We start from the raw sequence: 26,721 nt of genomic DNA, 5'->3' as shown, positions 1-26,721 counted from the left end.
GGCGGCGCTGGAGCCTGCGGACTCCGAGAACAAAGATCGAGAAAGGGCGCAATGGCCGGTCCGGACAGCGAGGGGCAGCTCCTGATTGGCGGCACTCTCGTCGATCAGGGTCGATGAAGCAGGCATGCCATGGCAGCGTGGACACTTCTCCCCCGAGCCTGCCTTCAGCCAGTCAGGGCTCCATCAGAGGCACCCCGACCCGGATGCCGCCGACAGGTCCTGTTACCGAATCTCTTCTCCACCTCGACCAGAGCCTTGCCTGATTCCGCTGGGACGCCGGACCTCCAGCAGGTTGAAGGCCAAGCTAGGGCAGCCCGATCGGGGCGGGCCTCAGCGGGTCGCCGTTCAGCTCGTCGCAGCCGTCTTCCTCCCACCAGAGAGAACCCTGCAGGGTGAGATGGGGACGCAGTCCGCGGACGTCCGCGCCTTCGTGAAGCGCCTGCGCCACCGCGTGGAGAAGGCTCGCCAGATCGGGCCAGGAATCGGTGAAGTCACCCCCGCCACTGTGGCCTGCCCAGCCGAGGCGACCTGTGTCCGGGCCGGGACGCAGGTCGAGCACGTGGGCACCGCCATCGGCGCCTTCAGCCCAGGGGATCCAGAGCGGGTGCCACCAAGGTTCGTCTTCCCAGGGCCGAGGGGTCAGACCGTCGTTCTCCGCCGCGACATCCATGCAGGTCTGCCAATGCTTCACGATGCCGCTCACCGAGAGCGGAGACTGCTCCGGCAGGAAGCTCGTCCAGGCACTCATGCCGTTATGACATCGCAGAGACTCAGCCAGATCACTGGGCAACTGGGCGCCGAGAATCTGTTCCGCCTGCCGAATCTCGTCCGGTGTCGCCGGGGGATTGAGGAGCGCGAACTCCGAGGCAGCGTGCGTCGCCAGCCAGGCGTCGATCCGGTGCCAGGACTCCATGGGGGGCAAGATCAGCTGCACCATGGTGTCATCTTGCCCCACACGTCTGACAAGACGGATCGAGGGCCTGTGTTCCGATGGACCGAGGCCGGCCGGCGTCGTCTGCGGATGCGCTGCGTGAACGGCACCCGAGGACGTGAAGCCGCCCTGACCGCCGTCCCCCGCATGAGCACTTGGACCGGCGGGCGGCCACGAACCTCCTCGCCCCCACTCGCGCGGTGTCCGGGCCCGTCGCCGCTTTCTCGACCTCGAGGTCGCCCTGATGGTCGTTGGTCGCCGATGCGTCGTCAGGTGCCGTTCCGCTGCCATCGGCGCAACAGTTCATAGACCCGGCTCCGGGGCCCGTACTCGATGGGAATGTCCCGCCACGGAACACCGGTCCGGAGGCGGAACCGTGTGCCGTGGATCAGCTGCCGCCGAATCCGGACGGACGGCACCCTCCTCGCGCCCCACGGCGACAACGGCGCCGGCACCGCCCACCGCTCATGAGCGGGAACCGGCTGGAGGTCACAGCAATCGATCGACGAGTCCTTCGACGTACTCCGGAGTGAGCTCCATACCGAACAGGACGCGGATGTACATCGGAGCCAGGACGTGGTCCAGCACGTCGAAGGCGTCGGGTGCGTGCTCGCCACGTTCGCCGGCGCGGTCGAGCATGGACTGCAGTTGCCGCATGCGTTCGGCACGGAGGTCGTCACCGGCCCGCAGGCCCTGCTGACCGTTGCTCGACAGCGCGACGGCCAGGTGAAGCACCGCCGGACCGTCAGGTCCGGTGATCTCTCGGGCGACGTTGGCCGCGTACGTACGCAAGTCGCCGGCCAGGCTCCCGGTGTCGGGCATCGGCGACTGCGAGTTGAGGCGGGTGAGCGCCACGTCGGTCAGCAGGGTCTCCAGGTTTCCCCACCGGCGGTAGATGCTGCTGTCGGCCACGCCCGCGCGTGCCGCGACCTCGCCGATGGTGAAGTTGCCGTATCCGCGCTCGCCGATCAGGTCGGTGACCGCCCGGTGCACCTCCGCGCCGACGCGGGCGCTGCGTCCGCCGGGACGCCGGGCTCGCTCTCGCTCGTTCATGTCATCACCTTAACGCAGTCAGCGCTTGCGTTTGTGGAGCCGCCTCCCCTATGGTCGCCTAACGCAGTCGATGACTGCGTTAACGCCTCGCGGGCTGACCCTGTCGGCCGTGGCGAGGCGCGACTCACGACGGAGAGGAGTCCCCATGGCTGTATCGCATGCGGCCGTAAGCAGTCGGTCGAACCGGGCCGTACTGCTCACGGTGACCTGCCTGGGCCAGTTCATGGTCCTGCTCGACAACACGATTGTCGGAGCGGCGTTGCCCGATATGCAGCACCGGCTGAACACTCAGTTGACCGGTCTGCAATGGATCGTCAACGCGTACGTACTGCTGGTCGCCATGCTCCTGCTGTCCGGCGGTATCTTCGCCGACCGGTTCGGCCGCAAGCGGGTCTACCTGATCGGCGTGGCGGTGTTCACGGCCGCTTCGGTGCTGTGCAGCCTCGCGCCCACGGTCGGCTGGCTGCTCGCCGGCCGGGTGCTGCAGGGCATCGGGGCTGCGGCGATGAGTCCTGCCTCGCTGGCCCTGCTCGCCGCCGCCCATCCCGTGCCGCAAGAACGAATCAAGGCGATCGGGCTGTGGGCCGGATTCAGCGGAATCGGTCTGGCCGCAGGCCCCGTGGCCGGCGGCGTGCTGACGGAGGCCTTCGGCTGGCCCGCCATCTTCCTGGTCAATCTGCCCATCGGCGTGGTCCTGCTGGTGGCCGGTCTGCGAAGCCTTGAAGAGGCCCGCAATCCGAACTCCCCCGCAATCGACATCCCGGGGACGGTCCTGTCCGTTCTGGGAGTTGGGGCGCTGACCTATGGGCTGATCGAGGGTGGTGCCCGTGGCTGGACGTCGCCGGTGATCCTGGGAAGCTTCGCCGCAGCGGTGATCCTGCTCGCCGCCTTCGCGGCCGTCGAAGCGCGTTGCTCCGCACCGATGCTGCCACTGCGGCTGTTCCGGCAGCGGCTGTTCACCGTGTCCAACACCGCCATGATCGTGGTGGGGTTCGCGCTCATGGGTTCGTCGTTCTTCTTCTCCCAGTTCTTCGTCGACGTCCAGGGCAGCTCGATCCTGCGCGCGGGTCTGCAGACCCTCCCCGCCTCCTTCGCCATGGTGATCGTCAGTCCGTACGCGGGCCGGCTCGCCGCCCGGTACGGCTTCCGCATCGTGGTCACCACCGGCCTGGCCCTGGCCGGCCTGGGGCTGTTGGTACTCGGCATGGTGCACGCCGACACCGGCTACGGGAACGTGTGGTGGCGGCTGGGACTCGTCGGCATCGGCTTCGCCCTGACCCTGTCCCCGTTGACGGGAGCCGCCATCCAAGCAGTCAGCCCGCAGGAGGGCGGACTCGCATCGGGCATCAGCAGCACCACCCGGCAGATCGGCGCGGTGCTCGGCGTGGCGGTACTCGGAGCCGTCGTCCGCGGCAGGCAATCCGGCGGAGCCACCTTCGAGACCGGCCTCAACAGCGCCTTCCTCACTGCCGGCATCGTCACTTCGGCCGCCGCCGTATTCACGGGCCTGTGGCTGGCGAGGTCCAGGAGCGCGGACGGCTCCGCGGCACCGCAGCGTTCCGACGGTGCACAAGCGGTCACCACCTCGGACGAGGCATCAGCGAACAGCCCGAACCGGTCCAAGATCACCCGATGACCCGTGATGCCGCGTCCGGGTCACACTCCCCTCAGGAAGGAACCGCCTCCACCATGCCGCCCGTTCCCGCTGACCCCACCGTGCTCCACCCGATGCCCGAGCACGAGCGCGTGGTTCTGCTCAAACCGTTGGTGAAATCACCGCTGATCGAGGTCGGCGACTTCTCCTACTACGACGATCCGGACGATCCGACGGCGTTCGAGACGCGCAACGTCCTGTATCACTACGGTCCCGAGCGGCTCGTCATAGGCAAGTACTGCGCGCTGGGGACGGGCACCCGCTTCATCATGAACGGTGCCAACCACCGCATGGACGGCCCCTCCACCTTCCCGTTCCCCACCATGGGGGGCTCCTGGGCGGCGCACTTCGACCTGATCACCGAGCTGCCCGGCCGGGGCGACACGGCCGTCGGCAACGACGTGTGGTTCGGCCACGGCGCCACAGTCATGCCCGGGGTACGCATCGGTCACGGCGCGATCATCGCCGCGGGGGCCGTGGTCACCGGCGACGTCCCCGACTACGGCATCGTCGGTGGCAACCCCGCACGGCTCATCCGCACTCGTTACGACTCCGCGGACACTGCCCGGCTCCTCGCCGTGGCGTGGTGGGACTGGCCGTTGCAGCACATCACCAGCAACGTACGGACGATCATGTCGGGGACCGTCGCCGACCTGGAGGAGGCCGCCGCGCGGATCGACCAGCTCTGACCCCGCCTCCTCGTACCCGCACCCGCCCCGCGCCAGAACCGAGTGATCTCCCATGTCCCCTCGCCGCGCCCATGTCGCGATGCCGGCATCCCCGCCGTCAGCCAGCAGCCTCTCGCCGCTGGAGCCCGCAACGGTGGAGCGCGATCGCCCCCCTCTCCCCGCCCGCCTCCCTCATGGCTGGATCTTGGCGGTTGATAAGATCCAGCCATGGCTCAAGCGCACGTGGTGGCTGTACTGGCCTTCGATGGAATGGCGCCCTTCGAGCTGGGCGTGGTGGTGGAGGTCTTCGGCCTGTCCCGGCCCGAGCTGGGAGAGCTTCCCTGGTACGAGCTGCGGGTGTGTGCCGAGGAACCCGGCAGGGATCTGAAAGCGGTCGGCGGTTTCACGCTGCGCGCCGAGCACGGGCTCGACGCCCTGACCGCGGCGGACACGGTGATCGTGCCGGGGGTGGCCAAGGCGGGGGCGGAGGTCTCGCCTGCCCTGGTGGAAGCGCTGCAGCGGGCCCACGCCCGGGGGGCGCGCCTGGTATCGATCTGCTCGGGGGCGTTCGCACTGGCCGCGACCGGCCTGCTGGAGGGCCGGCGCGCCGCCACTCACTGGCGCTACGCCCGCGCGCTTGCCGAACGGCATCCCGGGATCGAGGTCGACCCCGACGTGCTGTACGTCGACAACGGCGATGTCCTTACCAGCGCGGGCAGTGCGGCCGGCATCGACCTCTGCCTCTACCTGGTCCGGGCCGATCACGGTGCAGCCGTGGCCAACACGGTGGCGCGCCGTTTCGTCGTTCCGCCGCACCGCGAGGGCGGGCAGGCCCAGTTCATCGAGGCGGCGGTGGGAGAGATCGGCCCCGAGGACGACGGGGTCACACAGAGCATGGACTGGGCGCTTCGCCATCTGAACACGCCGTTGTCCGTGCCCGCCCTGGCCCGCGCCGCGCGCATGTCCGAGCGCTCGTACTTGAGGCACTTCACCCGCCGTAACGGTGTGAGCCCGATGCGCTGGGTCATCGCTCAGCGAGTAGCCGCAAGTCTGCCGCTGCTCGAGTCCGGGGAGGGCACCGTGGACGAGGTCGCCGCCGCGGTCGGCTTCGACAGCACCGGGACGTACCGGCACCACTTCACCCGTCAGATGCGCACGACGCCGACGGCCTACCGCAAGACGTTCACCCGCGTCCCGACCACGCGGGACGGTGAGTCCGTACGGCCTGTACGCCTGGCGGAATCCTGATGACCCTAGGCGTTCACGCCACTCGTGGGGCGGGCCCCAGGGATCAGAGGATGGAGCCATCGCCGGCCGGGGAGACCCGGCACGGCCCATCGGTTCTCCGTCCGACCCCCAAGAATCAAGAGGCCTCCCATGTCCGCCACCGCTTCCGCAGAAATCACCAGCGCCGTGCTGAGCGTGCCCGCCGCCGCCCCGGCCGAGAGCGCCGCCCACTTCGCCGCCCGGCTCGCCTTCGAGGCGGATGTCTCCGACGTCCACGCCGACCTGGCATCCGGCGTCCCCGGGATCGTGGTGGTCGACACCCGCAGCGATGCCGCCTGGGACCAGGGCCACATCCCCGGCGCCCTCCACCTTCCCACCGCACGGATCGCCGACCTGGCACCGCGGTTGATCGACCCGTCCCAGACGGTGGTCACCTACTGCTGGGGCCCCGGCTGCAACGGCGCGACCCGCGCGGCGTTGGCCTTCGCCCGCCTCGGCTACCAGGTGAAGGAAATGCTCGGAGGCTTCGAGTACTGGGTACGCGAGGGCTTCGCCTACGACTCCGCCGACGGCTCGGAGCAGCGTCCCGTCGACGATCTGACCGCCCCGCGCTCGGGCATCGTCTGCGCATGCTGAAGAACACCGCGCGGCCGGACGGGGTCATCCGTCCGGCCACCGAGGCCGACCTGTGCGCAGCACACTCCGCTTTCGAGCGCGCCGGAGCCGTGCCCGCTGATCTCGCGACCCGGCTGAAGCCCGTTCTGTTCTCGGCACATCCGAGAGCCTGGTGCCTCGTGGTGGACCACGGGGACGAGCTGATCGGTTACGCAACCTGCTCACGGGAGTTCTCCACCTGGCAGGCAACTGACTACGTCCACCTCGACTGTCTGTTCGTCACCGAACCGTACCGAGGGGAGGGATGGGGGAACGCTCTGCTGAGCGCCGTGCGCAACGCGGCAGCAGCCCGCGGCGCGGCACAGGTCCAGTGGCAGACGCCCGACTGGAACACCGGCGCCATCAGCTTCTACCGCCGCGCGGGAGCGCAAACCCAACCCAAGGTCAGGTTCTCGCTTCCCGTCGGCACCCCAGAGAGCTCTTCATGCAGCAGCCCGTAACTGTCGTCACGGGCGACAGCAGGGGCATCGGAGCCGCGATCGGTGGGTGACCTGCGGCTGAGGGGACACGCCGTCGTCGTGGGGCACCGGGCGGACGGCTCGGCCGCCGGGAAGGTCGCGCCGCCGTCCGTGCCACCGAACGCGAACGCTCAACTTCCCGGTTGGACACGGCGGATGAGGACAGTGCCGATCAACTGTTCGACGCTGCCGCGCAGGGATTCGGCACCGTCACCGGCTTGGACAACATTTGTCAGCGGTCCCAACAGACGGCTGGCGGACGTTGCTGCCGAAGGCGTGCGCCGGGCTCTGGGAGTCGATGTGCTCGGTGCTGCTCGCCGTCACGGTCAGCTCTCGGCAGGTACGGGCTCCGCGTGGATCGACACGGCGGTGAGGTAGTTACCGTCGCCGCTGAGCCGGAGCGTCGAGGGCAGGCTGTCGCCGAGGGCATCCGAAACCTCAGCGGTCGGGTAGCCGAAGAGGTCGATGCCGAGGAGGACGACTGGGCAGGCAGACGGCCCAGCGAGCGTGTAGGGGGCGCGAGTGAGGCCGATGCAGGCCAGGCCCCGGGCGTCCTGGTGCCGGCCACGGCGGTCCGTGGCGTCGCCGTACGCCTCGAGCGTCAGGCCGCGGTACTGCGCGCTGAAGGCCCAGCGGGCGCCACAGACCCAGCCGTCCCGAACATCCGCGACGGTGGCGACGGCCCACCGGGCGGTGCGCTCGTCCATGCCGAGGCGGAGGGTACCGGCGCGGCCAGGGAGCCGGAGTCCGACCTCGGGGAGAAACTCGAGCATGCGGGAATGGTCCCCACGAACGGCACCGCGCCACAAGCCGGAAACGGCGATCACCCGCCGCCACCCTCCGAGGACCGTGTCCCTGTCCGTACAGATCAGGTCCCTGTTCGTTCCGTTCAGCCAGCTCGCGCGAGCTGGTCGGTCGGGTCGTCGGCGGCTCGGCGCGGGGAGCCGACGGGCCGACGTACGGGCAAACCGCCTGGTCATGGTTTCCAGAGCGGACTGGTACCCGTGTCGCGCGCCTCGGCAGGCTCAGGGTGCCCGCCATTTCGCTTCGCGCCTGGTCACCCGACGGGCACGCCGCCGACTCCGGAGCATGCCGAGCCCGGCGGTGTTCGAGGCCCGCGGAGTCAGGCGGCGTCTTGCGTCCGCGCCTCGGGAAGCAATGCGGCGAAGCCAAAGGTCGGGAAGACCTCCGCCGCCGTGCGTAGCAGTTCCAGCGGTTGCGAAGGCATCGCCGTCACTGTGGTCCGTCGTGGGCGGTTGACTGGTTGTGGGTCGATGAGCAGATGCAGACCTGCGGTGTCGATGAAGGGCGTGTCCTGGAGATCCCAGATCACCTCGGTCACGTCCTGCGGCAGCGCTGCGAGTACGGCGCGGAGTTTAGGCAGGGTGTCGTGGTCGATTTCGCCGTGCGGGATGATCCGGGCGGTCGTGGCGTCGATCATCGCGGTGACGTGCATGGTGGACATGCCCCCTTCCGGGGGTCGTGAGCCCGAGGACAAGACCCCTTGTGAGGGGTTGACCTTGGAGGGCCGGGAGCCCGTGAGGGGGGCAACGCCCGGAACCCAAAGTCCGGCACCCGCGGGTGCCGAACGGTCTCGCGTCCCCTCACCGTGACACACTCCTGCCCCTTCAGGCCACCACCCCGGCGGTCGCCGGACGGCCCGAGATGCCGCCACGGGCCCTCGTGCATCACCGAACACCCGGGCGCACCCTGGGATACGACACCACCATAGAAACCGGCACCCACACCGACTCCTACGCCTCGCCGGCACCGGCGCACGAGCTGAGGAGCCCTCCAAGGCCGGCTGGCCTCTGCCGCTACCTGCCTTGATGGCCCGGCCGTCCTGAAGGATGGCTGGCCATCAAGCGATTGGGGTGTCCTCTGCAGAGGTCTCAAGAGGCTGTTTCACGTGGCAAGTTCCGCGATCTCCCTCTGTATCCCGGGGCGTGGTCATGGCCGGCCTTCAGCACTGCCGGTCGGTGCGGTCCACCTACGGGATCTTGAGGGCACGAGTAGCCCATGGCAGGCTCATGCCGCATGATCGATGAATTCGCGAAGGGCACCCTGCACGGGCGACTGCGGCGGGACCGCAAGGCGCTGCTCTGGAAGCTCGACGGCCTGTCCGAATACGACGCCCGGCGACCTTTGACAGTGACCGGGACCAACCTCCTCGGCCTGGTCAAACACATGGCCAACGTCGAGGCCAGATACTTGGGCGAGATCTTCGACCGGCCGTCCCCAGAACGGCTGCCCCGCTGGCAGGACCACGACGGCAGCGATCTGTGGGCGGCTGAGGACGAGACGCGCGATCAGATCATCGCGTTCTACCGGCGCACGTGGGAACACTCAGACGCGACGATCGACGAGCTTGCCCTCGATGCCCCGGGCCACGTGCCGTGGTGGCCGGAGCCTTATCTGAACACGAACCTGTTCGCCGTCCTGGTCCACGTCCTCGGCGAGACCAACCGGCATGCCGGGCACGCCGACATCCTGCGTGAAGGCGTGGACGGCCGAACCGGGATGCGCCCCGAACACGAGATGCAGATCGATGAGGACGCCCGCACCGCCTACTGCGCGAAGATCGAGCAGGTCGCCAGATCGGCCGCTTCGATCGAGGCGTAGAAGGCTGTCCCCCGTGACTTGATGCTTGATGTTCGAGGGACGTGATGCCGGCCGTGAGTGCTGATCTGCCGAAGCGTCTGGTTCCTGATGAGCTCCGGAGGCTGGCCGCCCGGTACCTGCCGTCGTTCCCGGCTCGACCGCAAGGTGGCGGGACCGTGCCGCGCTCCCAACGGGCCGTGTGCGCCGCAGTGGTGTACGTGCTGACCAGCGGCCGTGCCTGGCGGCATCCGCCGCCGACGTTCGGCACGTCCTCCGCCACCGCGCGCCGCCGCTTCACGGTATGGACCGAGCTCGGCCCGTGGCGTCAGCTGCATCGGGCGGTGCTGGACGACCTCGGGGTGCGGCACAAAGCGGACTGGACCTCGGCGATCGTCGACGCGGCCTCCGTACGCGTCAAAAGAAGGGATCGCTGACGGGGCCGAACCCGATCGATCGCGGCAAGGAGGGCAGCAAGCGCACATGCTGTGCCCGACGCTCAGGGCATCCCTCTCGCCATCTCCATGTCAGGTGCGAACATGCACGACAGTCTCGCCCTCAAGCCGCTCATCCTCGACCTCCCCGCAGGTCCGGTCCCGCCGGGGGCCACGGCGGCACCGGCCCGTCAAACGCCGCGCGGACAAGGCGCACTTATCCGCCGAACACCTCATGTGGCTGCGCGAGCGTGGGCTCGTCGCGCGCATCGCGCAGCCAGGCATCGAGCCCGGTGAACGCCTCGGTCGGCACCGCTGGAGGATCGAGCTGTCGATCGCTTGGCTCTCCGGCTACCGCCGCCTCGCCAAGAACCCTCTCAATCCCACCAAAACCGCCACTCACGACGATGCATGAGCTCTTCGTGGTACGTGGACCAGTCCAGGTCGGGGTCCTCGTAGAAGACGTCAGGGCAGGAGAGGTAGTGCTCTGCGGCAAGGACACGGGCCTGGCGGGGGTCCGTCGGCTGCGCGGCTACCGAGAGATACAGGCTTCCGTGCCCAAACCCCACAACACGGGCACCGAACCGGTCTTCCCAGGAGCGCAGCACTGCAGACAGTTCCCGCGCAGTCATGTGGTTGGTCATGCCGGACCAACTGAGGGCAGCGGGCGTATCAGCGCCCCGTGCGACCTGGACGAGTGCGAGACACCGGGCTCGGCCGTCGCGCGCGACAGCAGTCGCCACTTCCCCCGCGCACACGTCAGGGTCCGTCACCACTGCGGCAGGCGGCGCGAGACCCGGCCACTCCTTGAAAGGCGGCCACGAGTCATCCGCCCACTCGCCTTGGAAGTACGAGCCGGCATCTTCGTCAGCCCCGAAGCCACCGCCCACAGGCTCGAACGAGTCGTCGGGGTACTCGAGCAACAGCGGGTAAAGGCCGGTCTCACGACGACGCGCGTACAACCGCTTCCACCAGCCGGCCGCGTCTGTGACCGGGCCGTCGCTCATCCACACCCACGGATGCGGATGACGACACGGTCCTGTCAGCTCGCCAGGTGGCAAGTCGTCCAGCAGCTGTCCGGGAACTTCACTCAAAGGCTCGGGCACAACCGGAATCTACGCGGCACCTCTGACAGCCCTCAGGAACGATGTCTAAGAATCGAGCACGGCGGCGACGGCCTCGATCTCGACGAGTTGGTCGCTGTAACCGAGCACGGTGACCCCCATCAAGGTGCTGGGGACGTCGTGGTCGCCGAACGCGTCCCGGACCACCTGCCAGGCGGCCACCAGGTCCTCCCGCCGGGCCGATGCGACGAGAACCCTTGTACTGATGACGTCCTGGAGCGACGCTCCTGATGCAGTAAGCGCAGCCTGCATGTTCTCGACGGCCTTCGCTGCCTGGCCCGCGTAGTCCCCGATCGCTGCCGTGGAGCCGTCATCGTTCAGTGGACATGCCCCGGCCAGGAAGATCAGGCGTGACTCAGCAGGGGCTGTGGCCGCGTACGCGTACTCGGCGACGTCGGACAGGGAGGTGGATCGGATCAGAGTAATGGCACGGGCCACGGTAGTGGGGCCTTTCCGTCGGGTGCTGAGCGCGCACATCCTGCCAGCACCCCGGCTGCTCCCGCCTCCACTTTTGTCGGCGCCTCACGCCGACGCGGTCGTTTCTGGGCAGGCAGAGATCAGGCGGCTTGGACAAGCTGGTGAGCGGCCCGGCGCGTTCGGTGCGGAACGAGGTTGAGCAGGCGCATCCGGCCGTCGGCTCGAGTGGCGGTCACGGGCCGCCGTGGCGGTGAAGGCCCGCCGTGGCGGTCCCTCGTGGTGTCCATAGCCGGTCGTGAGCGGCGGTGGTGCCTTGCTCGTTCGACGGAACGGGCGGCTCGCGTGATCTTGCGGGATGATCGTGCGCCGTCAGCTGGCCCAGCTTGTCCGCGCGGACGAACGCTGTGTTGTACACGGCGACCTCCGGTACGCCGTGCTTGCCGACGGCCTAACCCAGGGCCGCGTGCCACTCGGCCCGGTCGGTGCTGTCGGCCTGCAACGTAATGATGGGGACGCCATAGGGAGCAAGCCCGCCCGCCCCGACGCGCAGAGCCTGTCCGCCCCCGGCGACCAGCGTGATCGGCATCCGTTCGAAAGCTGGCCTGCGCCCCGATGTCAGACCCGGTCGAACGGCTCCGCGTACGTGAAGACGCCCCGCAGCGCAGGGTCGTAGGCGCTCAGGGTTCGGACCTGGAAGTACTCGCCCCACGAGGGGTCCGGTGCGGTGATGCCGTAGTCCGTGCTGGTGCGGAACCCGTAGCGGCTGTAGTACGCGGCGCTGCCGAGGAGGGCGACGAGGGGCTCGCCCAGGGCATCAGCCGCGCCGAGCACGGTGTGGACGAGGGCGAGGCCGACCCCGCGCTTCTGGTGGTCGGGGTGCACGCTGAGCGGGCCGAGGCCCACGGCGGGGGCAGTGCCGACATGGCCTCGCGTACAGACCACGTGCCCCACCACCTCACCCTCGTCGCTGACTGCCACGAGCGACAGTTCCGGCAGCCAGGCACCGCACGGGCGCAACTCGTCGAGGAGGGCTACCTCCACAGGAACCGGGGTCTCCGGCTTGGCGAAGGCCGCGGCGGTGACGATGCTCACGGCGGGGACATCAGCAGGCGTTTCGCGTCGAATCAGCACCTGCACAGTCTGAGCTCCGAGCCGCAGCGCCGCAAACAACTTTGCGCTCAAGGGCCGGACGCGGAACCGCAGATCGACGGCACCACCGCTGAGCGGCTTTTCAGTACGGTCACATGCTGCCCCGTCCCACTGCAGAGCTCGGCCTCGTGCTGCTGGGTGCCGCTCCTGGAAGCACGGAGCCGCGTACTCGTAAGGGTCGCCGCTGATCCGGCAGGTCGTTTCCACCGCGGTGCTCAGATCATCGCCCGCCCGTCGGCGTAGGCAGTGGGGCGCCCGGCGCCACGGCATCTCGGCGGTGACGACCGACGGTCCCCTGGTGCATCTGTCCAACGCCGATCCTATGCGGGCCACGACACGGCTGCCGGTCTCTGTGCGACTTTTTCGGTGGACCACCCCACGGCAGACCCCCCAGCGGGCACACACGGCCTCCGGCAATCGACGTGGTGAAAGCACGTAATCGCGCGATGTGGGCAGAAGAAGCCGCAACACTTTGGGAGGTCGTCATGGAAAGTGAACGCATCGGACTGGCCGAGGTGCTGGTGGCGGCGGAGGACGCCGCTCCGGCGGACTCCCTGGACGTCGTAGCGCGTAATCTCCGCACCCGGTTCGGTGCCCGTTACGTGTCGTTCCTGTTCGTCGACGTGGTGGGCAGACGTCTGCTACGGGTGAGCGACACGGCCGGCGAGGGGCAGGAGGACCGCGCCGAGGGCGTCCCTCTGGGCGACAGCGGTGTCTACGACGAGGTCCTGCGCGCCCAGAAGCTGGTGCAGACACCGGAGGGGGACCAGGGGCGGCGGGTACTCGCCCCGGTCAGCAATCGCGGCGACGCCATCGGTGTCCTGGAGCTGTTCCTGGCCGACTCCGGCGTCACCCAGGACGTTCTGGACCAGGTCGAGGAGGCGGCACACGCGCTGGCGTACATCATCGTCACAGACCGCCGTTTCACCGACCTGTACCACTGGGGCAATCGCACCACGTCCGTCAGCCTCGCCGCCGAGATCCAGCGCCAGCTGCTGCCCTCCGCCTCCTCCTGTGAAGCTCCTGCGTTCACCCTCGCCGGCGCGCTGGTCCCGGCCTCCGACATCGCCGGCGACACCTACGACTACAGCCTGGACGACGACACCCTGCACCTCTCCGTCACCGATGCCATGGGCCACGACGTCGATGCTTCGCTGATGGCCACCCTCCTGGTGAACGCCTCCCGTGGCGCCCGACGCTCCGGGGTGGACCTCGCAGAACAGGCGCGGCAGGTCCACCAGGCCCTTCTCGACCACGGTCGGCGCACCTTCGCCACCGGCCAGTTGCTGCGCATCGCCTTGGACGGGACCGGTGCCCAGCTCGTCAATGCCGGTCACCCTCGGCCACTGCGGCTGCGCGACGGCGTGGTCAGCGAGGTGCGTCTCCTGGCGAACATGCCGTTCGGCGTTCCACCGCAGGGCCCGTACCTGGTGCAGGACCTCGACCTGCGTCCCGGGGACCGGCTTCTCCTCCATACCGACGGCATGCAGGAGCGCGAAGCGGCGACCGTCGCCCTGCCCGACCTCATGCGCGGCACCGCCGACGAGCATCCGCGCGAAGTCGTGCGCACACTCGTGGGTGCAGTCGCGGACGCGTACGACGGACGGCCGCCCAGGGACGATGCCACTGTCCTGTGCCTCGATTGGCACGGCCCTCTCACCAGACCCCGCCCGTCCCCGTCGCGCCAATGAACCGTCGCACGTGTGCCGGCGTAGCCTGCGAGACCCTGAGGGCTGCCGTCCGGCGGCGCGTCGTCCGGCTGCAACAGCTGCAACAGCGTGAGCCGTGCCGCGCCGGCCTTCGGCTGCTCGGGCAGGCGGCCTCGGCGGTCGGTATGCCTGCACACTCACGGTGGGTGCCGGTCAGGCCGCTTCCTCGACTAGTCCGAAGGACTCCGGGAACTCATCCAGGAACGCCCGTCGCCCGGGGTCGGGCTCCGCTTCGGCCATCGCCGCGAGAAGACCGACCAATTCGCTCCGCTGGGTCCTCGGAAGCGTGCTGACCAGGTGGGCGACTCCCTCCGACACCTTGACGGCGTCGTCCGGATCCATCTGGTCGTCCTCAGCGCCCTCGATGAACCACAGTACGTCGACCAAGGCCTCGGCCAAGGCGTGGGACAGAGACGGGAACGCGGGCATCGCGGCAGACTCCGAGCGGGTCATGGTGGCTGGGTCACCCATCCCACCACACTCGGCCGACACCACACTCAGTCACCTGCGCGCGGAAGCGGGAGAGGAGTGCGCAGAGCAGCGGCTTGCTGCGCGTGGAGGGTCCGGCGCACTGGAGAGAAGCCGGGGTAGAGGCAGACCCGGACCACCACCCGGGAGGACCCGGCCACCGCGGCCTGCCTGCGCGCGGTCCACGAGGCGCTGGGCCCGGGAGCGGAGAGGTGAGGCCGCACCGGGGCGGCGCGCCCGGTCGTGCGCGACCCCGGCAACCGGACCAGCGGGCATGAGGCGGTGTCGGTGGCGGCTTCGGCACCGGCCGCGACCTGGCGGTTCGCGCCCGCTTTCCGAGCGTGCCGCAACGGAGCAGCGCACGTCGGCGGTGCACTGATGTGGCGTCGAGCCCGCCGAGCCGGCGGTGGCCTACGGACTGACCACAGCCGGACGGCGTGCCGAGGGCGTGCCGTCCGGCTGTTTCGATGCGCGGGTTGCCCGGCCCCGCCGGTTACGGCTGCCCGGACGGGACCGGACCGGCTCACGCGACCTGCTCGCCCACGCTCAGCCGGCCGTCATCCCCGCCCAGGCGAGTCGGCCGGGTCGCGACGCCACGCCCCCCGGCCGGCCGGTGGGTCAGCGAGTGACGCCCAGCGCCGGAAGCACCGTTTCCGCGACTCTGTAGGCCTCCTCCAGCAAAGGGTTCCCGGACAGGATGAACGTGTCGACACCCAGGGCCTCGAACTCCTCGAGACGCTCGACGACCTGGGCCGTCGAGCCCACGACCGCCGTGCCGGGGCCTGGCCGGAACAGGCTCATACCCGGCCACATGTTGGGGTACGTCTCCAGCTCACGGGCCCGGGCAGGAACCCGTCCGCCGTGCTGGCGGAACTGACGCTGCCACCCCACGCCCTCCTCACCCGCCCGGTCCCCGAGCATGCGTGCGTACGTGGCCTCACTGGTGACGTCCAGCAGCCGGTCAGCTGCGGCCCATGCCGCGTCCTCCGTGTCGCGGACGATGAGGTGGAGCCGCAGCCCGATGCGGAGGGTGCGGCCGTGGGCGCGGGCCCGTGCCCGGACCTTCTCCAGCTTCTCCTTCAGCAGGTGCGGCGGTTCACCCCAGGTGAGGAAGACGTCGACGTGTTCGGCCGCCATCTCGATCCCCGGGTCCGACGAGCCGCCGAACCACAGCGGGATGTGCGGCTCCTGCACGGGCTTCAGCTCCCGGAACGAGGCGCCCGCGTCCTTCAGGTCGTAGAAGCGGCCCTTGTGGTCGAAGACCTCTCCGGCCGTCAGCCGCTTCACGATCGACCAGTACTCGGCGCTGAGGGCGTACCGTTCGTCGTGCTCCACATGGAGTCCGTACTCCCGCAGTGCCTTCGTGGAACCGTTGACCACGTTGAAGCGCAGCCGGCCGCCGAAGAGCTGGTCGAAACTCAGCGCCATCTTGGCCAGCAGGGTCGGCGAGACGAGTCCGGGGTGGACGGCGAGCAGCGGTTTGAACCGGGTGCTGGTGGACGCCGCGAGGGCGCTGCCCAGCGGCCAGACGTCGTACAGGTCGGTGGCGAGCAGGGCGCCGCTGTATCCGAGCTGTTCGACGGAGCCGGCGAGCCGGCTCAGGTAGCCGAGGTCGGCGGTCCGCCGGCCCTCGGGCTCCCACGGATAGGCGCCTTCGCGCGGGATGATGTACCAGAGGACTTCTGCCGCCACGGCGCTCAGACCGCCTTCGTGCCGGCAGAACCGGTGACGCGCGCCCGGGCTGTGGCGACCTCGACCGGCCGGTCGATGAAGCCGGTGCGGTGGAAGATGTCCGCGGCCTCCTGCTGCTCGGCGATGAACTCGTCACTCACGGCCTCGATCTTCCACGGCAGGGCCCGCAGCGCGGTCTCCCAGTCGTCGGGGCTCCCGCCCAGGTCCGCCGCGGCGATCTCGGCGGCGGCGCGGGGGTTGGCTGCCGCCCAGTCGTCGGCCCGCCGGAGGGCTCGGGTGAGCGCCTCGACGACCTCGGGGCGGTTCTCGGCGAAGTCGCGCCGGGTGAAGAAGACGGAGCGGTCCGAGATCACGTCGCCGGTGGCGACGAGCGTGCGCAGTCCCCCGGCCCTCCGTGCGGCCGCGAGCTCGGGGCCCTGGGCGACCCAGGCGCCGATCTCTCCGGAGCGCAGCAGCCGCTCGCTGTCACCGCCGCTGCGGACCGCGGTGATGTCGTCGGCGTACGAGAGCCCGGCGTCGTCCAGCGCCTTGGCGATCAGGTGGGTCTGCCAGGACCCGATCGCCAGGTGGACGGTCGCGCCCTTCAGGTCGGCGACCGTGCGGACGGGGCTGTCCTCGGGCACCAGGAGGGCGCCGTGACCGGGACGTGGGGCGGAGACCGCGGTGTAGACGAGGTCGTGGCCCGCGGCCTGCGCTGTGACAGGAGGGGTCGATCCGGTGCCGCCGAAGTCGATGACGCCCTGGGTGAGCAGTTCGCCGGTGCGGACCCCGTTGGTGTACGGCAAGAAGGCGACTGTCTCGTCGAGCGCGGCCAGTTCCTCCTGCGCGAAGCCGAGACGGGAGAGGTGGTAGAGGTGGTAGAGGGAGGGGTTGCTGCTGTGCACCCCGATGGTGATGGTCATTCAGATCACTCCGGCTTCGGAAGACGTGAGGAGTTGCGAGGGCGGGGAGGAGGGGGCGGGCCGCGGACCGGGGCCCTCACCGGGCCGATGCAGGCCGTGGCCGGCGTCGACCCCCAGGTCGTCGAGCAGCCGGCGACGGAGTGCGGCGAACGCGGGATCGCCTGGGTCGCGCGGCCTGCCGACGTCGACGGACTCGTCGGTGACGAGCTTCCCGTCGCGCAGGACGGCGACGCGGTCAGCGAGTCGTACGGCCTCGTCGACGTCATGGGTGACCAGCAGGACTGCGGGGCGGTGCTTGCGGCACAGCTCCCCCACCAGGTCCTGCATCTTCAGCCGGGTCAGGGCGTCCAGCGCGGCGAACGGCTCGTCCAGCAGGAGCAGTTCGGGCTCCCGTACCAGCGCCCTGGCGAGGGCTACGCGCTGGGCCTCGCCGCCGGAGAGCGTGCCGGGCCATGCCTCGGCGTGCCGTTCCAGGCCGACCTCCGCCAGGGCCCTGAGCCCGTGCGGGCCGCGGCTGCGCGGAAGGGCGACCGTCACATTGGCCAGCACCTTCTTGGACGGTACGAGGCGGGGTTCCTGGAAGACGATGGTGCGGGCCTCGGGGACCAGCACCTCTCCCCCGTCGGCACAGTCCAGCGCGCCCAGGATGCGGAGCAAGGTGGTCTTGCCGCTCCCGCTTGCGCCGAGCAGGGCCACGAACTCGCCGCGTGCGATGTCGAGTTGCAGGTCGTCGAGCACGGCCCTGGTGCCGAAGACCCGGCGCAGGCCCCGTACCCGTACGGCAGGGCGTTCCGCTGCGGCGGTCATCGTGTCCCTCCTTGCGGGATCCGCCACGGCATCAGGACGCGCTCGAGCAGCCGTACGACGATGTCGGCGGCCAGGCCGAGCAGGCCGTAGATCAGGATGCAGACGGCGAGGATGTCGGTACGGGCGTAGCTCTGCGCCTGAGACATCAGATAGCCGATGCCCTCGGTGGAGTTGATCTCCTCGGCGGCGATGAGAGCGATCACGCTGAGCGTCATGGACAGTCGCAGTCCGGCCAGAAGGGACGGCAGAGCCCCTGGGATGACGACCTCGCGGACCACGGCGAGCCGGCTCATCCCGAAGCTGCGCATGGCCTCGACGAGCTTGGGATCGGTGTTGCGTACCCCGCTCGACGTGGACACGTACATCGGGAAAGTGGTGGCGACGGCGATCAGCAGGATCTTCGCCGTCTCGTTGATCCCGAACCAGACCATGAAGAGCGGTACGAGGGCGAGGAAGGGGATGGTGCGCAGGGTCTGGAGCGAGGAGTCGAGAAGCTCGTCCCCGATCCTGGTGAATCCGGTGATGACACCGAGGGTGAGCCCGACGGCGAGGCCGACCAGCAGACCGATGCCGGAGCGGGTCAGCGAGGTGGTGAGCGCGTCAGGCAACTGCCCGTTCCCCCACAACTCGCCCACTGCCCGCAGTACTTCTGCGGGTGAGGCCAGCACGTCGGCAGTGAGCACCCCTGTCGCCGAGGCCGCCCACCACAGGGCGAGCAGAGCGACCGGGCCCAGTGCCCGGACGGTCACGGCGAAGGGCCGGCTGCGCGTCGTGCGGAGCGCGGGGCGGGGTGTGATCAGGCCCTCTGCGGCTGTTGTCCCGGAGACGGCACTCATGTCAGCTTCTCCACGTCCAGGAGGTGGGCCGCGACGTCCACCTTGTTCTTGGTGACCTTCTGTTCCGCGTAGAAGGCGGCGACGGCCTCGAAGCGGGTGATGTCCTCGGGGCCGATCGGATCGACCGTGCCGCCCTGGGCGATGAATCCGGTCTGCACCTCTTCGGCCTTGCCGGTGACGGCGGTGGGCCCGACATCGGTGAAGACGTTCAGGTAGGCGGCGGGGTCCTTCTTCTCCTTGACGCTGGACGTGTGGAGGTACGTGTAGAGCGCCTTGACGACCTCGGGGTGCTGCTCGGCGAAGCCGGTCCGCACGGCGTTCAGGCTGTAGTTGTCGGAGCCGATGGCCGCGCCGTCGGCGACGAAGTGTGCCTTGCCGCTGCCGATCTCGGCCACGGCGTAGGTGGCCCAGACGGCCCAGGCATCGACCTTGCCCGCGTTGAAGACGGCCGCGGTCTGGTCGGGCCGCAGGTAGACCCGCTGGACCTTGTCCGCCGGGATACCCTCCTTGGCCAGCGCCTTCAGCAACAGGTACTCACCCGTGCCGCCCTGGTTGACGGCGACTTTCTTCCCCACCAGGTCGGCGACGGAGTCGATGCCCGAACCGTCTCGGACGAGGATGCCCTCGCCCGCCGCATCAGGGTCGACGGCGGTGAAGAACTTGAATCCGGGACGCTGGGCCAGCGAGGTGATGCCCGAGGTGATGGAGCCGGTGGCGAAGTCGAGCTGGTCCGCGTTCATCGCCTGAGCCGCGGGGGCGAAGGGCCCGGCGCTTCCGGTCCACTCCACCTGGGCACCCACCTTGCCGAGGGCCTCGTCGAGGCTGCCGTCCTTCTTGCCGGCGGCGAGGACTCCTGAGTTGCCGGGGTCGGGAATGCGAACGGTGACGGTGCTCGTGGCGCCGGATCCGCTGTCCGCGTCGGAGGTACCGCAGGCGCTGAGGACGAGGGCGGCGGTGAACGTGAGGAAGGCGGGGGCGAACGTCGTACGGACTGATCGGTAGAGGTTCATGCGGAGAGCGGTCCTTCGGGTTCGGGGGCGGGTGAAAGGGCTGGGTGGAGGCCTGCGCGGTCGGCAGCCCTGCTCAGGGGCTCGAGGTCGGCCCAGTCGTCGACGTCGACGCGCTCCGGGAGGAAGCCGTGGGCGCGCAGCGCGGCCTCCTGCTCGGCCAGCAGGGCGAGGCGCTCGGCCGACAGGCTGGGCTGCAGGGTGAGGTGGGTGCCGGGGCGATAGGCGCCGGCGACCCCGTCGGCGCCCGCCCCGGTCTCGGCGCCCAAAATCCGATCGACGTCGGCGGGATGCCTGGTGGCCCAGTCGGCCGCCCTGAGCAGGACGGCGAGGAACCGGTCGACGAGGTCGGGGTGGTCGTCCAGCAGCCGCTGGTGGACGGTGATGGGGCGGGGCGTGCCGTTGTTGACGCGGAACCGGGGGTCGGGGAGTTCGTCGAGTTCGACGGCGACTTCCGCTCCTGCCCGGCGAGCAGCCTCGACGGCGACGGCGCCCTTCACGTACACGGCGTCCACGTCACCACGCCGCAGTGCGGCGAGCTCGGCGGCCCACTGGCCCTCGTACGCGTCGGCGGGTACGTCGACGAGTACGGCGTCCCCCAGCTCCAGGCCGGCAGAGCCGAGCGCGCCCTCGAATCCGCGCAGGGCCATGGCCCGCCAGAAGTCGATCGCGATGGCGTGCGAGGGCACGGCGAGCCGCAGGCCGCGCAGGGCGTGGGCTCCCCTGATCCCGGCTCCGGGAGCGACCAGCACGACCTGGCGTTCCTCGATCCAGGTGAGGCCGATCAGCCGGGTCGCCTCGCCTCGCGAACGGGCCCAGAGGGCGGGCACGTTGCCGCCTTCGCGGAACAGGCCCGGCAGCGCGTGGGTGTAGTGGGTGGCACGGTCCGCGTCGGGGGCGGCGTCCTGAAGGGAACGCACCGCGATGCCGTCCTGGGCGAACTCCTCGCTGAGCCAGTGCCGGTCGGCGGCGATGCCCGTCGCGGTGGGTACGGGACAGCGGGTGAACCAGAGGGTGTCGGGCAGCGCGACGGAATGCGACATGGTCTCTTCCCGAAGAGGGTGGACAGAGCAGGGGGCAGGGTGCGCCCGGGCCGAAGCACAGGGGCACGGTCCGCGTGCGGCGGAGGGCGACGCGGAACAGCCGGGCGCGTCAGCGGAGTGCGCGAGCCTGAACGCCACGCAGCGTCAGGGGTACACGAGGCAGTGAGCTTCAGCGACAGGCGTCGAGGTGCGGGGCTTCAGCGACAGGCGGCACTGGTGACGCGCGCCAGGTCGATGTGACGGCGCAGCGTGAGAGCGAGCGTGACCGGAACGAAGCTGCCGGGGGACGTGGCACTGAGGCCGGCCATGGCACTGCTCCTTTCCGTACGCCGGTGGTGAGGACTGCAGACTGCCACGGGCTCACGCCCGCCACAACTGGCCTCCCATCATGTGGGATCGGCTGTGAACAGCACGTTGCACAGCCTGGTTCGGGGACTCCTCACTCCCGTAATGTGGAGATCATGGTCCCTTACACCTCCCGAGCGGAGAGCGAGACCGGCATGAGCGAGGCAGCGGCGGCACGTGCTCCGGGCGGGGCACAGGCGGTTCAGCGGGCGCTGGACGTTCTGCACTGTTTTCACGACAACGGCCCCGACCTGAGCGCTGCCGACCTCGCCCGGCGCCTCGAGCTCTCGGCCTCCACGGCCCACCGACTGGCCCGCACGCTGCTGGGCGCGGGTTTCCTGGAACAGGACGCACGGACGGCGCGCTACCGACTGGGACCTGCGGTGACGGAGCTCGGCCGGCTGTCGTACCACCAGCGCGGCCTCCATCTGGCCGCACCGGAGTTGGCCGACCTGGCCGAGCGCACCGGCGCGACGGCCGACCTGGCTCTGCGCAGCGGCCCGCATGCCGTGATCGTCGCGGGCGGTTCGGTGACACCGCGGGTGGGGCTGCGCCGGCCGCTGCACTCGACCGCTCTGGGCAAGGTGCTGCTCGCCTGGGCCCGGCCGGGCGACAGCGGCCCCGCCGGGCTCACGCTGCACGCCTTCACCGACCGCACGATCGTGGAACCAGCGCGGCTGGCAGCCGAGTTGGAGCGCGTACGTGCCGATGCGTACGCGCTCAACGACGGGGAGTCGGCCCCGGGGGTGCGCACCCTGGCCGTGCCCGTCCTGGACGGCGCCGGCCATGCACGGTTCGCGCTCGCCGTCCGCGCCACTCCGTCCGTGATCACCGCCGAACGCACCGACTGGTTCCTGGAACAGGCCCGCTCGTGTGCGCACGCGCTGGAGGTGCTGTTGCTCACCCCGGCGGAGCGCAGGCCGCCGCCCTCCTGACGGACGCGGCACCGGTTCCGCGGTTCTCGCGAGCTCGTGAGGAGCGGTCGGCGGCAAGGGGAGATCTGGGATGACGCTGGTGTCGCGTCACGTCCGCGCGTCGCCCGCGCATCAGCAAGGCGCCCCGGTACGCATCCACCTCGTCGACACGGTGGGTTCACGCAAGCCCTACCATCGATCGGATTCCCCCTTTCGCAACTCCACTTCATGCCCCGGCGTCCATCTCAACGACGACGGCTGCCGATGACCTGGGAGGGCACGTGGCGAAGAAGGACCGGATGACGGACGCGGCGACGGAGAAGGACCGCGAGAAGTGGATGGCGCGTTTCCAGGTACGGCTGGCCATGCAGCCGGGCGTGGACCGGGCAGTCGTGCTCGAGGCGGTCAAGGAGGTCACGACGCACTGCGCGGAGACGGGGCAGCACCCGCGGGCTGCCTTCGGTGACCCGGACGCCTGTGCCGTGCAGACCGCCGCCCGGCTGGTGCAGGCGGACCGGGCGGCGCGCGAGAGGCGGCACGACGCCGTGGTGGGGGCGCTCGGCTCCGTGCTGAAGCGGGCCGAGGACGTCGCCGGTCTGTGACCGGGTGAAGCGACATCCGGCTCAATCCGCTGCCCAATTCCGGGAGTGGCCCGACAGGCTGGTCGCGATGGCGGCGAAGGTCACCGCATGGCCTCGGGCGTTGGCGTGGACGCGGTCGGCGGCGTAGATGACCGGGTCGGCGGCGAGGGGGTGGTGATGGGTGTCGACGTGGATGCCGCCGAGGGTGTGCGTCAGGTCGGTGGTGATGCGGTCGAGTGCGTCGAAGCGGCGGGCCATGCCGTCAGCGTGTTCCGGCAGGACGAGGCCCGAGCGGGCGAGGTCGAACAGGCCGATGGTGATGACGAGGGCGCCGCTCTCGACGAGGGGCGTGAGGAGCGAGCTCAGGTCGGCCCGTAGCGCCTCCGGGTCGAAGCCACGGAAGGCGTCGTTGCCGCCTGCGCTCACCCGACCACGTCCGGCTCGAACTCCAGCGCAGGCACGAGCTGTCGGTCACGGATCTCTGCGACCAGGAGGTTGGGCGTGGCCAGGTTGACGGAGGCGAAGCCGGGGCGGGTGGCGGCGAGGGCGTCGGTGAAACGGTCGGCAAAGGAACGGTCGTGGTAGCCGGGGAGGGGGCCCATCACGCCGGCGGTGACGCTGTCACCCAGCACGGCCAGCCGGTTCCCCGGGAGATCGCGCAGTAGTTCGGCGGCGGCGTCCGGGGCCATGCAGTACGGGTCGGACAGCTCGGCGGCGGTGTCGGTGGGCAGGTCTTGCAGGTCGATCCTGTCCGGTTCGGAGGTCATCTGTGGTCTCCTTCAAGTGTTCGCGTGGTGGCCGGCGCTCGGCCCGTCGCGGCCGGGGGCGTCGGCGGGTGCGGGTCCGTGACGTGCAGGGCGAGACCGCCGAGGGCCGCGGCCAGGCCGGCGGCGGTGGCGAACCAGTACACGGCGGCGTACGGTTCCGCGCCCGCGCCCCCCGCCTCCGCGACGATCACGGCCGTGGCTGCGATACCGAGGCCACCGCCGACCTGACGGGCCGCCATGACCATGCCTGTCGCGGCGGCGAAGTGCTGGGGCGGGGCGGAGAGGGCGGCGGCGCTGGAGATACCGACGGTGGCCATGCCCACGCCGGCGCCCATCACCGTTCCGGCGGGGAGCCAGAGCGTCCAGAAGTGCGGCTCCGTGTCGATCAGCAGGGCCAGGACCGCCGTCGAGGCAGCGACGAGGGCTGAGCCCGCGGCCACCATCGCGCGCGGGGTCAGGGCGACGGGGAGCCGGCCTGTACCGATGCCGACCACGGCGGTGACGAGCGCCGCGGGGGTCATCGCGAGGCCGGCCTCCAGGGCGGAGTAGTTCCAGGCGTCGGTCATGAAGAGCACGCCGAGCAGCATCGTGGTGAACAGTGCGGTCCCGTACATGAGGGAGACCGCGCTCGCGACGGCGAAGGGCCGGCTGCGGAAGAGGTCGAGCCGCAGAGCGGGCCGCTGGTGCCGCAGCGCCCGCAACACGGTCGCCACGCCCGCGAGCACGGTGACGCCGGCGGCGGACAGCACGTACGCCGAGGACCAGCCGTGGCCGGGCGCCTGCGTCAGGCCGTAGACCGCCGAACCGACGCAGAGGGTGAGCAGCAGGCCACCCGCCAGGTCGGGCACTCGGCCGGTGCGTGACTTGGCGGGGACCAGGGCGTAAGGGGATCAGCTCTGCTCACCGGTCAGAGGCGAGAGGACCGGTGGCAGGGCAAGCGGCTGAACAGCCCCAACGACGCCGCCGTGAAAGCGGCGGCCCTGGCTGTAGCCGCCGCCCCGGTGAGCCCGCTCGGCCCGTACCGTCCACAGCTGTGGCGGGTGGGCCGAGCGGGCTCACCCCGCCGGGGCGACGGCGCCCCGGAAGGTGCGGCGGTACGCCATCGGCGAGACGCCGATCGCGGCGTGCAGATGCTCACGCAACGACGTCCCGGTGGCGAAACCGACCTGGCCGGCGATGTCGTCGACGGCCAGGTCCGTGGTCTCCAGCAGGTGCTGGGCCCGGGACACCCGCTGTTGGATGAGCCAGCGCCCCGGGCTCGTCCCGACCTCCTCGTTGAACCGGCGCACGAAGGTGCGCCGGCTCATCCGGGCATGCCCGGCGAGCTGGATCAGCGTCAGCGGTTCGTGCAGGTTCTCCAGCGCCCACTGGCGGGTGGCCGACGTGCCGGCCACGGACGGGGGCAGCACCGGGTGCTCGATGTACTGGGCCTGCCCGCCGTCCCGCCACGGTGGCACGACGCAGACCCGTGCCACGTGGTTGGCGACAGCCGTACCGTGATCCCGCCGTACGAGGTGGAGGCAGACGTCGACGCCGGAGGCGGCGCCGGCCGAGGTGAGCACGTCGCCGTCGTCCACGAACAGCACGTCCGGGTCGAGCGCCACCGTCGGATACCAGGCGCGGAAGACGTCGGCGACGGCCCAATGGGTGGTGGCGGGCCGCCCGTCGAGCAGTCCGGCCGCCGCCAGCGCGAAAGCCCCCGTGCAGATCGACACGATCCGCGTCCCGGGCCGTACCGCCGCGAGGGCCTCGGCCGCTCCCGGCGGCAGCTCGCGCGAGAGGCGGGAGATGTCGAAGGGCGGCAGCAGCACCGTGTCGGCCGTCGACAGAACGTCGGGGCCGTGCCCCACCGTCACGGAGAAGTCGGCGTTCGTGGCGACGGGTCCGCCGTCGACGGAGCACGTCACGACCTCGTAGCGGTCCTGGAGCGCGCCGAAGACCCTGCTCGGAATGCCGAGCTCGAAGGGGTACACCCCGTCCAGGGCGAGGACGGCGACACGATGAACAGCGGTCATGGCACGATCCCGTCGTAAGTTGGCATTCATGCCATGGTACGGGGAAGCGCCTCCAGCAAGGCTGGGGCACATGACGAATCCCATCACCATGCACGCCATCCGCCAGGACACCCACGGCTCGCCCGAGGTCCTCGCCCAGGTCGTCCTGCCCCGCCCCACGCCCGCCCCCGGCCAGATCCTCGTCGCCGTCCGCGCCGCGGGCGTCAACCCGACCGACTGGAAGCACCGCGCCGCCGGCCTCTTCCTCGGCCGTCTGCCGCTGGTCCTCGGCTGGGACGTGTCCGGCGTCGTCGAGGCCGTCGGCTTCGGCGTCACCCTGTTCAAGCCCGGCGACGAGGTCTTCGGGATGCTGCCCTACCCGCACGGCGTCGGCTCCCACGCCGAGTACGTGACGGGCCCCGCCCGCGCCTTCGCGCACAAGCCCGCCGGCATCGACCACATCCAGGCCGGCGCCCTGCCGCTCGCCGCCCTGACCGCGTACCAGGCGATCGCCGACACCGCCGCGGTCCACGCCGGACAGCGCGTCCTGGTCCACGCGGCCGCCGGCGGGGTGGGCCACCTCGCCGTCCAGATCGCCAAGTCCCGCGGCGCGTACGTCATCGGCACCGCCAGTGCCCCCAAACACGACTTCGTCCGGTCCCTCGGCGCCGACGAGGTCGTCGACTACCGCAGCACCGACTTCCGCGACGCCGTCCAGGACGTCGACATGGTCCTCGACCCGCTCTCCGGTGACACCCGCGCCCGCTCCCTCGACGTCCTGCGCCCCGGCGGCATCCTCGTCTCGCTCCTACCGGGCACCGACCCCGAGGAGGCCGCGAAGGCAGCGGCCCGCGAGGTCCGCGTCGAGACCCTCCTCGTCGAAGCCGACCACGCCGGCATGAACGCCGTCGCCGACCTGGTCGCCTCCGGCTCCCTGCGCGCCCACATCGAGGCCGTCTTCCCGCTCGCCGATGCAGCCAAGGCCCACGCCCTGGGCGAGACGGGACGCACCACCGGCAAGATCGTGCTGACCGTTTCCTGAGCACCGATGCTGCGGCGCAGGCGCAGGCACCAGGGAGTACTCCCGCGGTGCCCCCAGCGGCGAACCCTGTGGTGCGGTCGTCGAGTGGGTGACGACCTCGGAGCCCCAGCCCCGAACTGGACCAGGGCGACGGGAGAGAACCGCTCGGCGCCGATGGACCAGCCGCGTTCACGGGCTCGGTCTCTCGCGGCCTGGCGACGCTGCACACGGCAGTCGCCACGACCGT

31 protein-coding genes are annotated in these 26,721 nt (G+C 70.3%); 11 read left to right on the top strand and 20 right to left on the bottom strand.

The window, feature by feature from the left end:
- Positions 1 to 304: 304 nt before the first annotated feature.
- The 3 genes from ACFYQ6_RS09485 to ACFYQ6_RS09475 all read right to left on the bottom strand — a co-directional run bounded on the left by ACFYQ6_RS09485 (position 305) and on the right by ACFYQ6_RS09475 (position 1,984).
- Entirely contained in the window at positions 305 to 937 is a 633-nt protein-coding gene (locus ACFYQ6_RS09485; RefSeq protein ID WP_388762030.1) for an SMI1/KNR4 family protein, read from the bottom strand.
- A gap of 263 nt (positions 938 to 1,200) precedes the next feature.
- On the bottom strand, positions 1,201 to 1,386 hold the full coding sequence (locus tag ACFYQ6_RS09480) for a transposase (protein ID WP_361577037.1): 186 nt from the start codon (positions 1,384 to 1,386) through the stop codon (positions 1,201 to 1,203).
- A gap of 34 nt (positions 1,387 to 1,420) precedes the next feature.
- Complete coding sequence (locus tag ACFYQ6_RS09475; protein WP_361577034.1) at positions 1,421 to 1,984, bottom strand: TetR/AcrR family transcriptional regulator; 564 nt, start codon at positions 1,982 to 1,984, stop codon at positions 1,421 to 1,423.
- A gap of 145 nt (positions 1,985 to 2,129) precedes the next feature.
- On the opposite strand from ACFYQ6_RS09475, the gene ACFYQ6_RS09470 reads away from it, so the two are divergent.
- The 5 genes from ACFYQ6_RS09470 to ACFYQ6_RS09450 all read left to right on the top strand — a co-directional run bounded on the left by ACFYQ6_RS09470 (position 2,130) and on the right by ACFYQ6_RS09450 (position 6,648).
- Positions 2,130 to 3,620: an MFS transporter gene (locus ACFYQ6_RS09470; protein WP_388762026.1), complete on the top strand. Its 1,491-nt coding sequence runs from the start codon at positions 2,130 to 2,132 to the stop codon at positions 3,618 to 3,620.
- Positions 3,621 to 3,673: 53 nt separating this feature from the next.
- Positions 3,674 to 4,327, top strand: coding sequence for a CatB-related O-acetyltransferase (locus tag ACFYQ6_RS09465; protein WP_388762024.1), 654 nt, complete (start codon positions 3,674 to 3,676; stop codon positions 4,325 to 4,327).
- A gap of 207 nt (positions 4,328 to 4,534) precedes the next feature.
- Positions 4,535 to 5,554 carry a helix-turn-helix domain-containing protein gene (locus tag ACFYQ6_RS09460; protein ID WP_361577025.1) on the top strand — a complete coding sequence of 340 codons (1,020 nt, stop codon included), beginning with the start codon at positions 4,535 to 4,537 and terminating at the stop codon, positions 5,552 to 5,554.
- 129 nt (positions 5,555 to 5,683) lie between these two features.
- The gene (locus ACFYQ6_RS09455) at positions 5,684 to 6,169 is read left to right on the top strand and encodes a rhodanese-like domain-containing protein (RefSeq protein ID WP_361577022.1); all 486 of its coding nucleotides are present in this window, start codon (positions 5,684 to 5,686) and stop codon (positions 6,167 to 6,169) included.
- Positions 6,163 to 6,648, top strand: coding sequence for a GNAT family N-acetyltransferase (locus tag ACFYQ6_RS09450; RefSeq protein ID WP_388762021.1), 486 nt, complete (start codon positions 6,163 to 6,165; stop codon positions 6,646 to 6,648). The genes ACFYQ6_RS09455 and ACFYQ6_RS09450 overlap by 7 nt, the downstream gene beginning before the upstream one ends.
- A 344-nt stretch (positions 6,649 to 6,992) precedes the next feature.
- Here the strand turns inward: ACFYQ6_RS09450 and ACFYQ6_RS09445 are convergent, their stop codons facing one another.
- Both ACFYQ6_RS09445 and ACFYQ6_RS09440 read right to left on the bottom strand, forming a co-directional pair.
- The gene (locus ACFYQ6_RS09445) at positions 6,993 to 7,439 is read right to left on the bottom strand and encodes a hypothetical protein (protein WP_388762018.1); all 447 of its coding nucleotides are present in this window, start codon (positions 7,437 to 7,439) and stop codon (positions 6,993 to 6,995) included.
- Positions 7,440 to 7,789: 350 nt separating this feature from the next.
- Positions 7,790 to 8,131, bottom strand: coding sequence for an STAS domain-containing protein (locus ACFYQ6_RS09440; RefSeq protein WP_388762016.1), 342 nt, complete (start codon positions 8,129 to 8,131; stop codon positions 7,790 to 7,792).
- 572 nt (positions 8,132 to 8,703) lie between these two features.
- On the opposite strand from ACFYQ6_RS09440, the gene ACFYQ6_RS09435 reads away from it, so the two are divergent.
- Both ACFYQ6_RS09435 and ACFYQ6_RS09430 read left to right on the top strand, forming a co-directional pair.
- Complete coding sequence (locus ACFYQ6_RS09435) at positions 8,704 to 9,288, top strand: DinB family protein (protein WP_361577013.1); 585 nt, start codon at positions 8,704 to 8,706, stop codon at positions 9,286 to 9,288.
- A 44-nt stretch (positions 9,289 to 9,332) separates the two neighbouring features.
- Positions 9,333 to 9,701 carry a transposase gene (locus tag ACFYQ6_RS09430; RefSeq protein WP_361577012.1) on the top strand — a complete coding sequence of 123 codons (369 nt, stop codon included), beginning with the start codon at positions 9,333 to 9,335 and terminating at the stop codon, positions 9,699 to 9,701.
- Between the two features lie 374 nt (positions 9,702 to 10,075).
- On the opposite strand, the gene ACFYQ6_RS09425 is transcribed toward ACFYQ6_RS09430, so the two are convergent.
- From ACFYQ6_RS09425 to ACFYQ6_RS09415, 3 genes are all read right to left on the bottom strand, one after another.
- The gene (locus tag ACFYQ6_RS09425) at positions 10,076 to 10,705 is read right to left on the bottom strand and encodes a DUF4253 domain-containing protein (protein WP_361577010.1); all 630 of its coding nucleotides are present in this window, start codon (positions 10,703 to 10,705) and stop codon (positions 10,076 to 10,078) included.
- Between the two features lie 144 nt (positions 10,706 to 10,849).
- The gene (locus tag ACFYQ6_RS09420; RefSeq protein WP_361577007.1) at positions 10,850 to 11,260 is read right to left on the bottom strand and encodes a Rid family hydrolase; all 411 of its coding nucleotides are present in this window, start codon (positions 11,258 to 11,260) and stop codon (positions 10,850 to 10,852) included.
- Positions 11,261 to 11,854: 594 nt separating this feature from the next.
- A complete protein-coding gene (locus ACFYQ6_RS09415; RefSeq protein ID WP_388762011.1) occupies positions 11,855 to 12,370 on the bottom strand; it encodes a GNAT family N-acetyltransferase in 516 nt (171 codons plus the stop codon).
- 503 nt (positions 12,371 to 12,873) lie between these two features.
- Here ACFYQ6_RS09415 and ACFYQ6_RS09410 point away from each other — a divergent pair.
- Positions 12,874 to 14,079 carry a PP2C family protein-serine/threonine phosphatase gene (locus ACFYQ6_RS09410; protein ID WP_361577002.1) on the top strand — a complete coding sequence of 402 codons (1,206 nt, stop codon included), beginning with the start codon at positions 12,874 to 12,876 and terminating at the stop codon, positions 14,077 to 14,079.
- A gap of 171 nt (positions 14,080 to 14,250) precedes the next feature.
- Here ACFYQ6_RS09410 and ACFYQ6_RS09405 read toward each other — a convergent pair whose 3' ends face one another.
- The 8 genes from ACFYQ6_RS09405 to ACFYQ6_RS09370 all read right to left on the bottom strand — a co-directional run bounded on the left by ACFYQ6_RS09405 (position 14,251) and on the right by ACFYQ6_RS09370 (position 21,160).
- Positions 14,251 to 14,550: a hypothetical protein gene (locus ACFYQ6_RS09405; protein ID WP_388762008.1), complete on the bottom strand. Its 300-nt coding sequence runs from the start codon at positions 14,548 to 14,550 to the stop codon at positions 14,251 to 14,253.
- A gap of 633 nt (positions 14,551 to 15,183) precedes the next feature.
- Positions 15,184 to 16,257 carry an LLM class flavin-dependent oxidoreductase gene (locus ACFYQ6_RS09400; RefSeq protein ID WP_388762005.1) on the bottom strand — a complete coding sequence of 358 codons (1,074 nt, stop codon included), beginning with the start codon at positions 16,255 to 16,257 and terminating at the stop codon, positions 15,184 to 15,186.
- A 5-nt stretch (positions 16,258 to 16,262) separates the two neighbouring features.
- The gene (locus tag ACFYQ6_RS09395; protein ID WP_361576993.1) at positions 16,263 to 17,159 is read right to left on the bottom strand and encodes an ABC transporter substrate-binding protein; all 897 of its coding nucleotides are present in this window, start codon (positions 17,157 to 17,159) and stop codon (positions 16,263 to 16,265) included.
- Positions 17,160 to 17,966 (bottom strand): ABC transporter ATP-binding protein, encoded by an 807-nt coding sequence (locus ACFYQ6_RS09390; protein WP_361576990.1) that lies wholly within the window; start codon positions 17,964 to 17,966, stop codon positions 17,160 to 17,162.
- On the bottom strand, positions 17,963 to 18,802 hold the full coding sequence (locus ACFYQ6_RS09385) for an ABC transporter permease (RefSeq protein ID WP_361576987.1): 840 nt from the start codon (positions 18,800 to 18,802) through the stop codon (positions 17,963 to 17,965). The genes ACFYQ6_RS09390 and ACFYQ6_RS09385 overlap by 4 nt, the downstream gene beginning before the upstream one ends.
- Complete coding sequence (locus ACFYQ6_RS09380) at positions 18,799 to 19,812, bottom strand: NrtA/SsuA/CpmA family ABC transporter substrate-binding protein (RefSeq protein WP_361576984.1); 1,014 nt, start codon at positions 19,810 to 19,812, stop codon at positions 18,799 to 18,801. Before ACFYQ6_RS09380 ends, ACFYQ6_RS09385 begins: the two co-directional genes overlap by 4 nt.
- Positions 19,809 to 20,852, bottom strand: coding sequence for an ABC transporter substrate-binding protein (locus ACFYQ6_RS09375; RefSeq protein ID WP_361576981.1), 1,044 nt, complete (start codon positions 20,850 to 20,852; stop codon positions 19,809 to 19,811). Before ACFYQ6_RS09375 ends, ACFYQ6_RS09380 begins: the two co-directional genes overlap by 4 nt.
- 197 nt (positions 20,853 to 21,049) lie before the next feature.
- The gene (locus tag ACFYQ6_RS09370; RefSeq protein WP_361576973.1) at positions 21,050 to 21,160 is read right to left on the bottom strand and encodes a putative leader peptide; all 111 of its coding nucleotides are present in this window, start codon (positions 21,158 to 21,160) and stop codon (positions 21,050 to 21,052) included.
- A 192-nt stretch (positions 21,161 to 21,352) separates the two neighbouring features.
- Between ACFYQ6_RS09370 and ACFYQ6_RS09365 the strand changes: the two genes are divergently transcribed.
- Together ACFYQ6_RS09365 and ACFYQ6_RS09360 are read left to right on the top strand one after the other, a co-directional pair.
- Positions 21,353 to 22,132, top strand: a complete 780-nt coding sequence (locus ACFYQ6_RS09365) for an IclR family transcriptional regulator (RefSeq protein ID WP_388762249.1) — start codon at positions 21,353 to 21,355, stop codon at positions 22,130 to 22,132.
- Positions 22,133 to 22,392: 260 nt separating this feature from the next.
- Positions 22,393 to 22,713 carry a hypothetical protein gene (locus ACFYQ6_RS09360; protein ID WP_361576970.1) on the top strand — a complete coding sequence of 107 codons (321 nt, stop codon included), beginning with the start codon at positions 22,393 to 22,395 and terminating at the stop codon, positions 22,711 to 22,713.
- A 21-nt stretch (positions 22,714 to 22,734) separates the two neighbouring features.
- Here ACFYQ6_RS09360 and ACFYQ6_RS09355 read toward each other — a convergent pair whose 3' ends face one another.
- From ACFYQ6_RS09355 to ACFYQ6_RS09340, 4 genes are all read right to left on the bottom strand, one after another.
- On the bottom strand, positions 22,735 to 23,118 hold the full coding sequence (locus ACFYQ6_RS09355; protein WP_361576967.1) for a hypothetical protein: 384 nt from the start codon (positions 23,116 to 23,118) through the stop codon (positions 22,735 to 22,737).
- Positions 23,115 to 23,459, bottom strand: coding sequence for a hypothetical protein (locus ACFYQ6_RS09350; protein ID WP_361576964.1), 345 nt, complete (start codon positions 23,457 to 23,459; stop codon positions 23,115 to 23,117). Before ACFYQ6_RS09350 ends, ACFYQ6_RS09355 begins: the two co-directional genes overlap by 4 nt.
- Entirely contained in the window at positions 23,456 to 24,307 is an 852-nt protein-coding gene (locus tag ACFYQ6_RS09345; protein ID WP_388761998.1) for an MFS transporter, read from the bottom strand. Before ACFYQ6_RS09345 ends, ACFYQ6_RS09350 begins: the two co-directional genes overlap by 4 nt.
- A gap of 207 nt (positions 24,308 to 24,514) precedes the next feature.
- Positions 24,515 to 25,474: a helix-turn-helix domain-containing protein gene (locus ACFYQ6_RS09340; RefSeq protein WP_361576958.1), complete on the bottom strand. Its 960-nt coding sequence runs from the start codon at positions 25,472 to 25,474 to the stop codon at positions 24,515 to 24,517.
- 88 nt (positions 25,475 to 25,562) lie between these two features.
- Here ACFYQ6_RS09340 and ACFYQ6_RS09335 point away from each other — a divergent pair, with 88 nt between their 5' ends.
- Positions 25,563 to 26,495: an NADP-dependent oxidoreductase gene (locus tag ACFYQ6_RS09335; protein WP_361577271.1), complete on the top strand. Its 933-nt coding sequence runs from the start codon at positions 25,563 to 25,565 to the stop codon at positions 26,493 to 26,495.
- Positions 26,496 to 26,721: the final 226 nt, after the last annotated feature.

Source organism: Streptomyces sp. NPDC005494, from assembly GCF_042872025.1.
Classification (GTDB): domain Bacteria; phylum Actinomycetota; class Actinomycetes; order Streptomycetales; family Streptomycetaceae; genus Streptomyces.
Note: the sequence above shows the minus strand (reverse complement) of the source record. Positions and strands in the feature narration are given on the sequence as shown.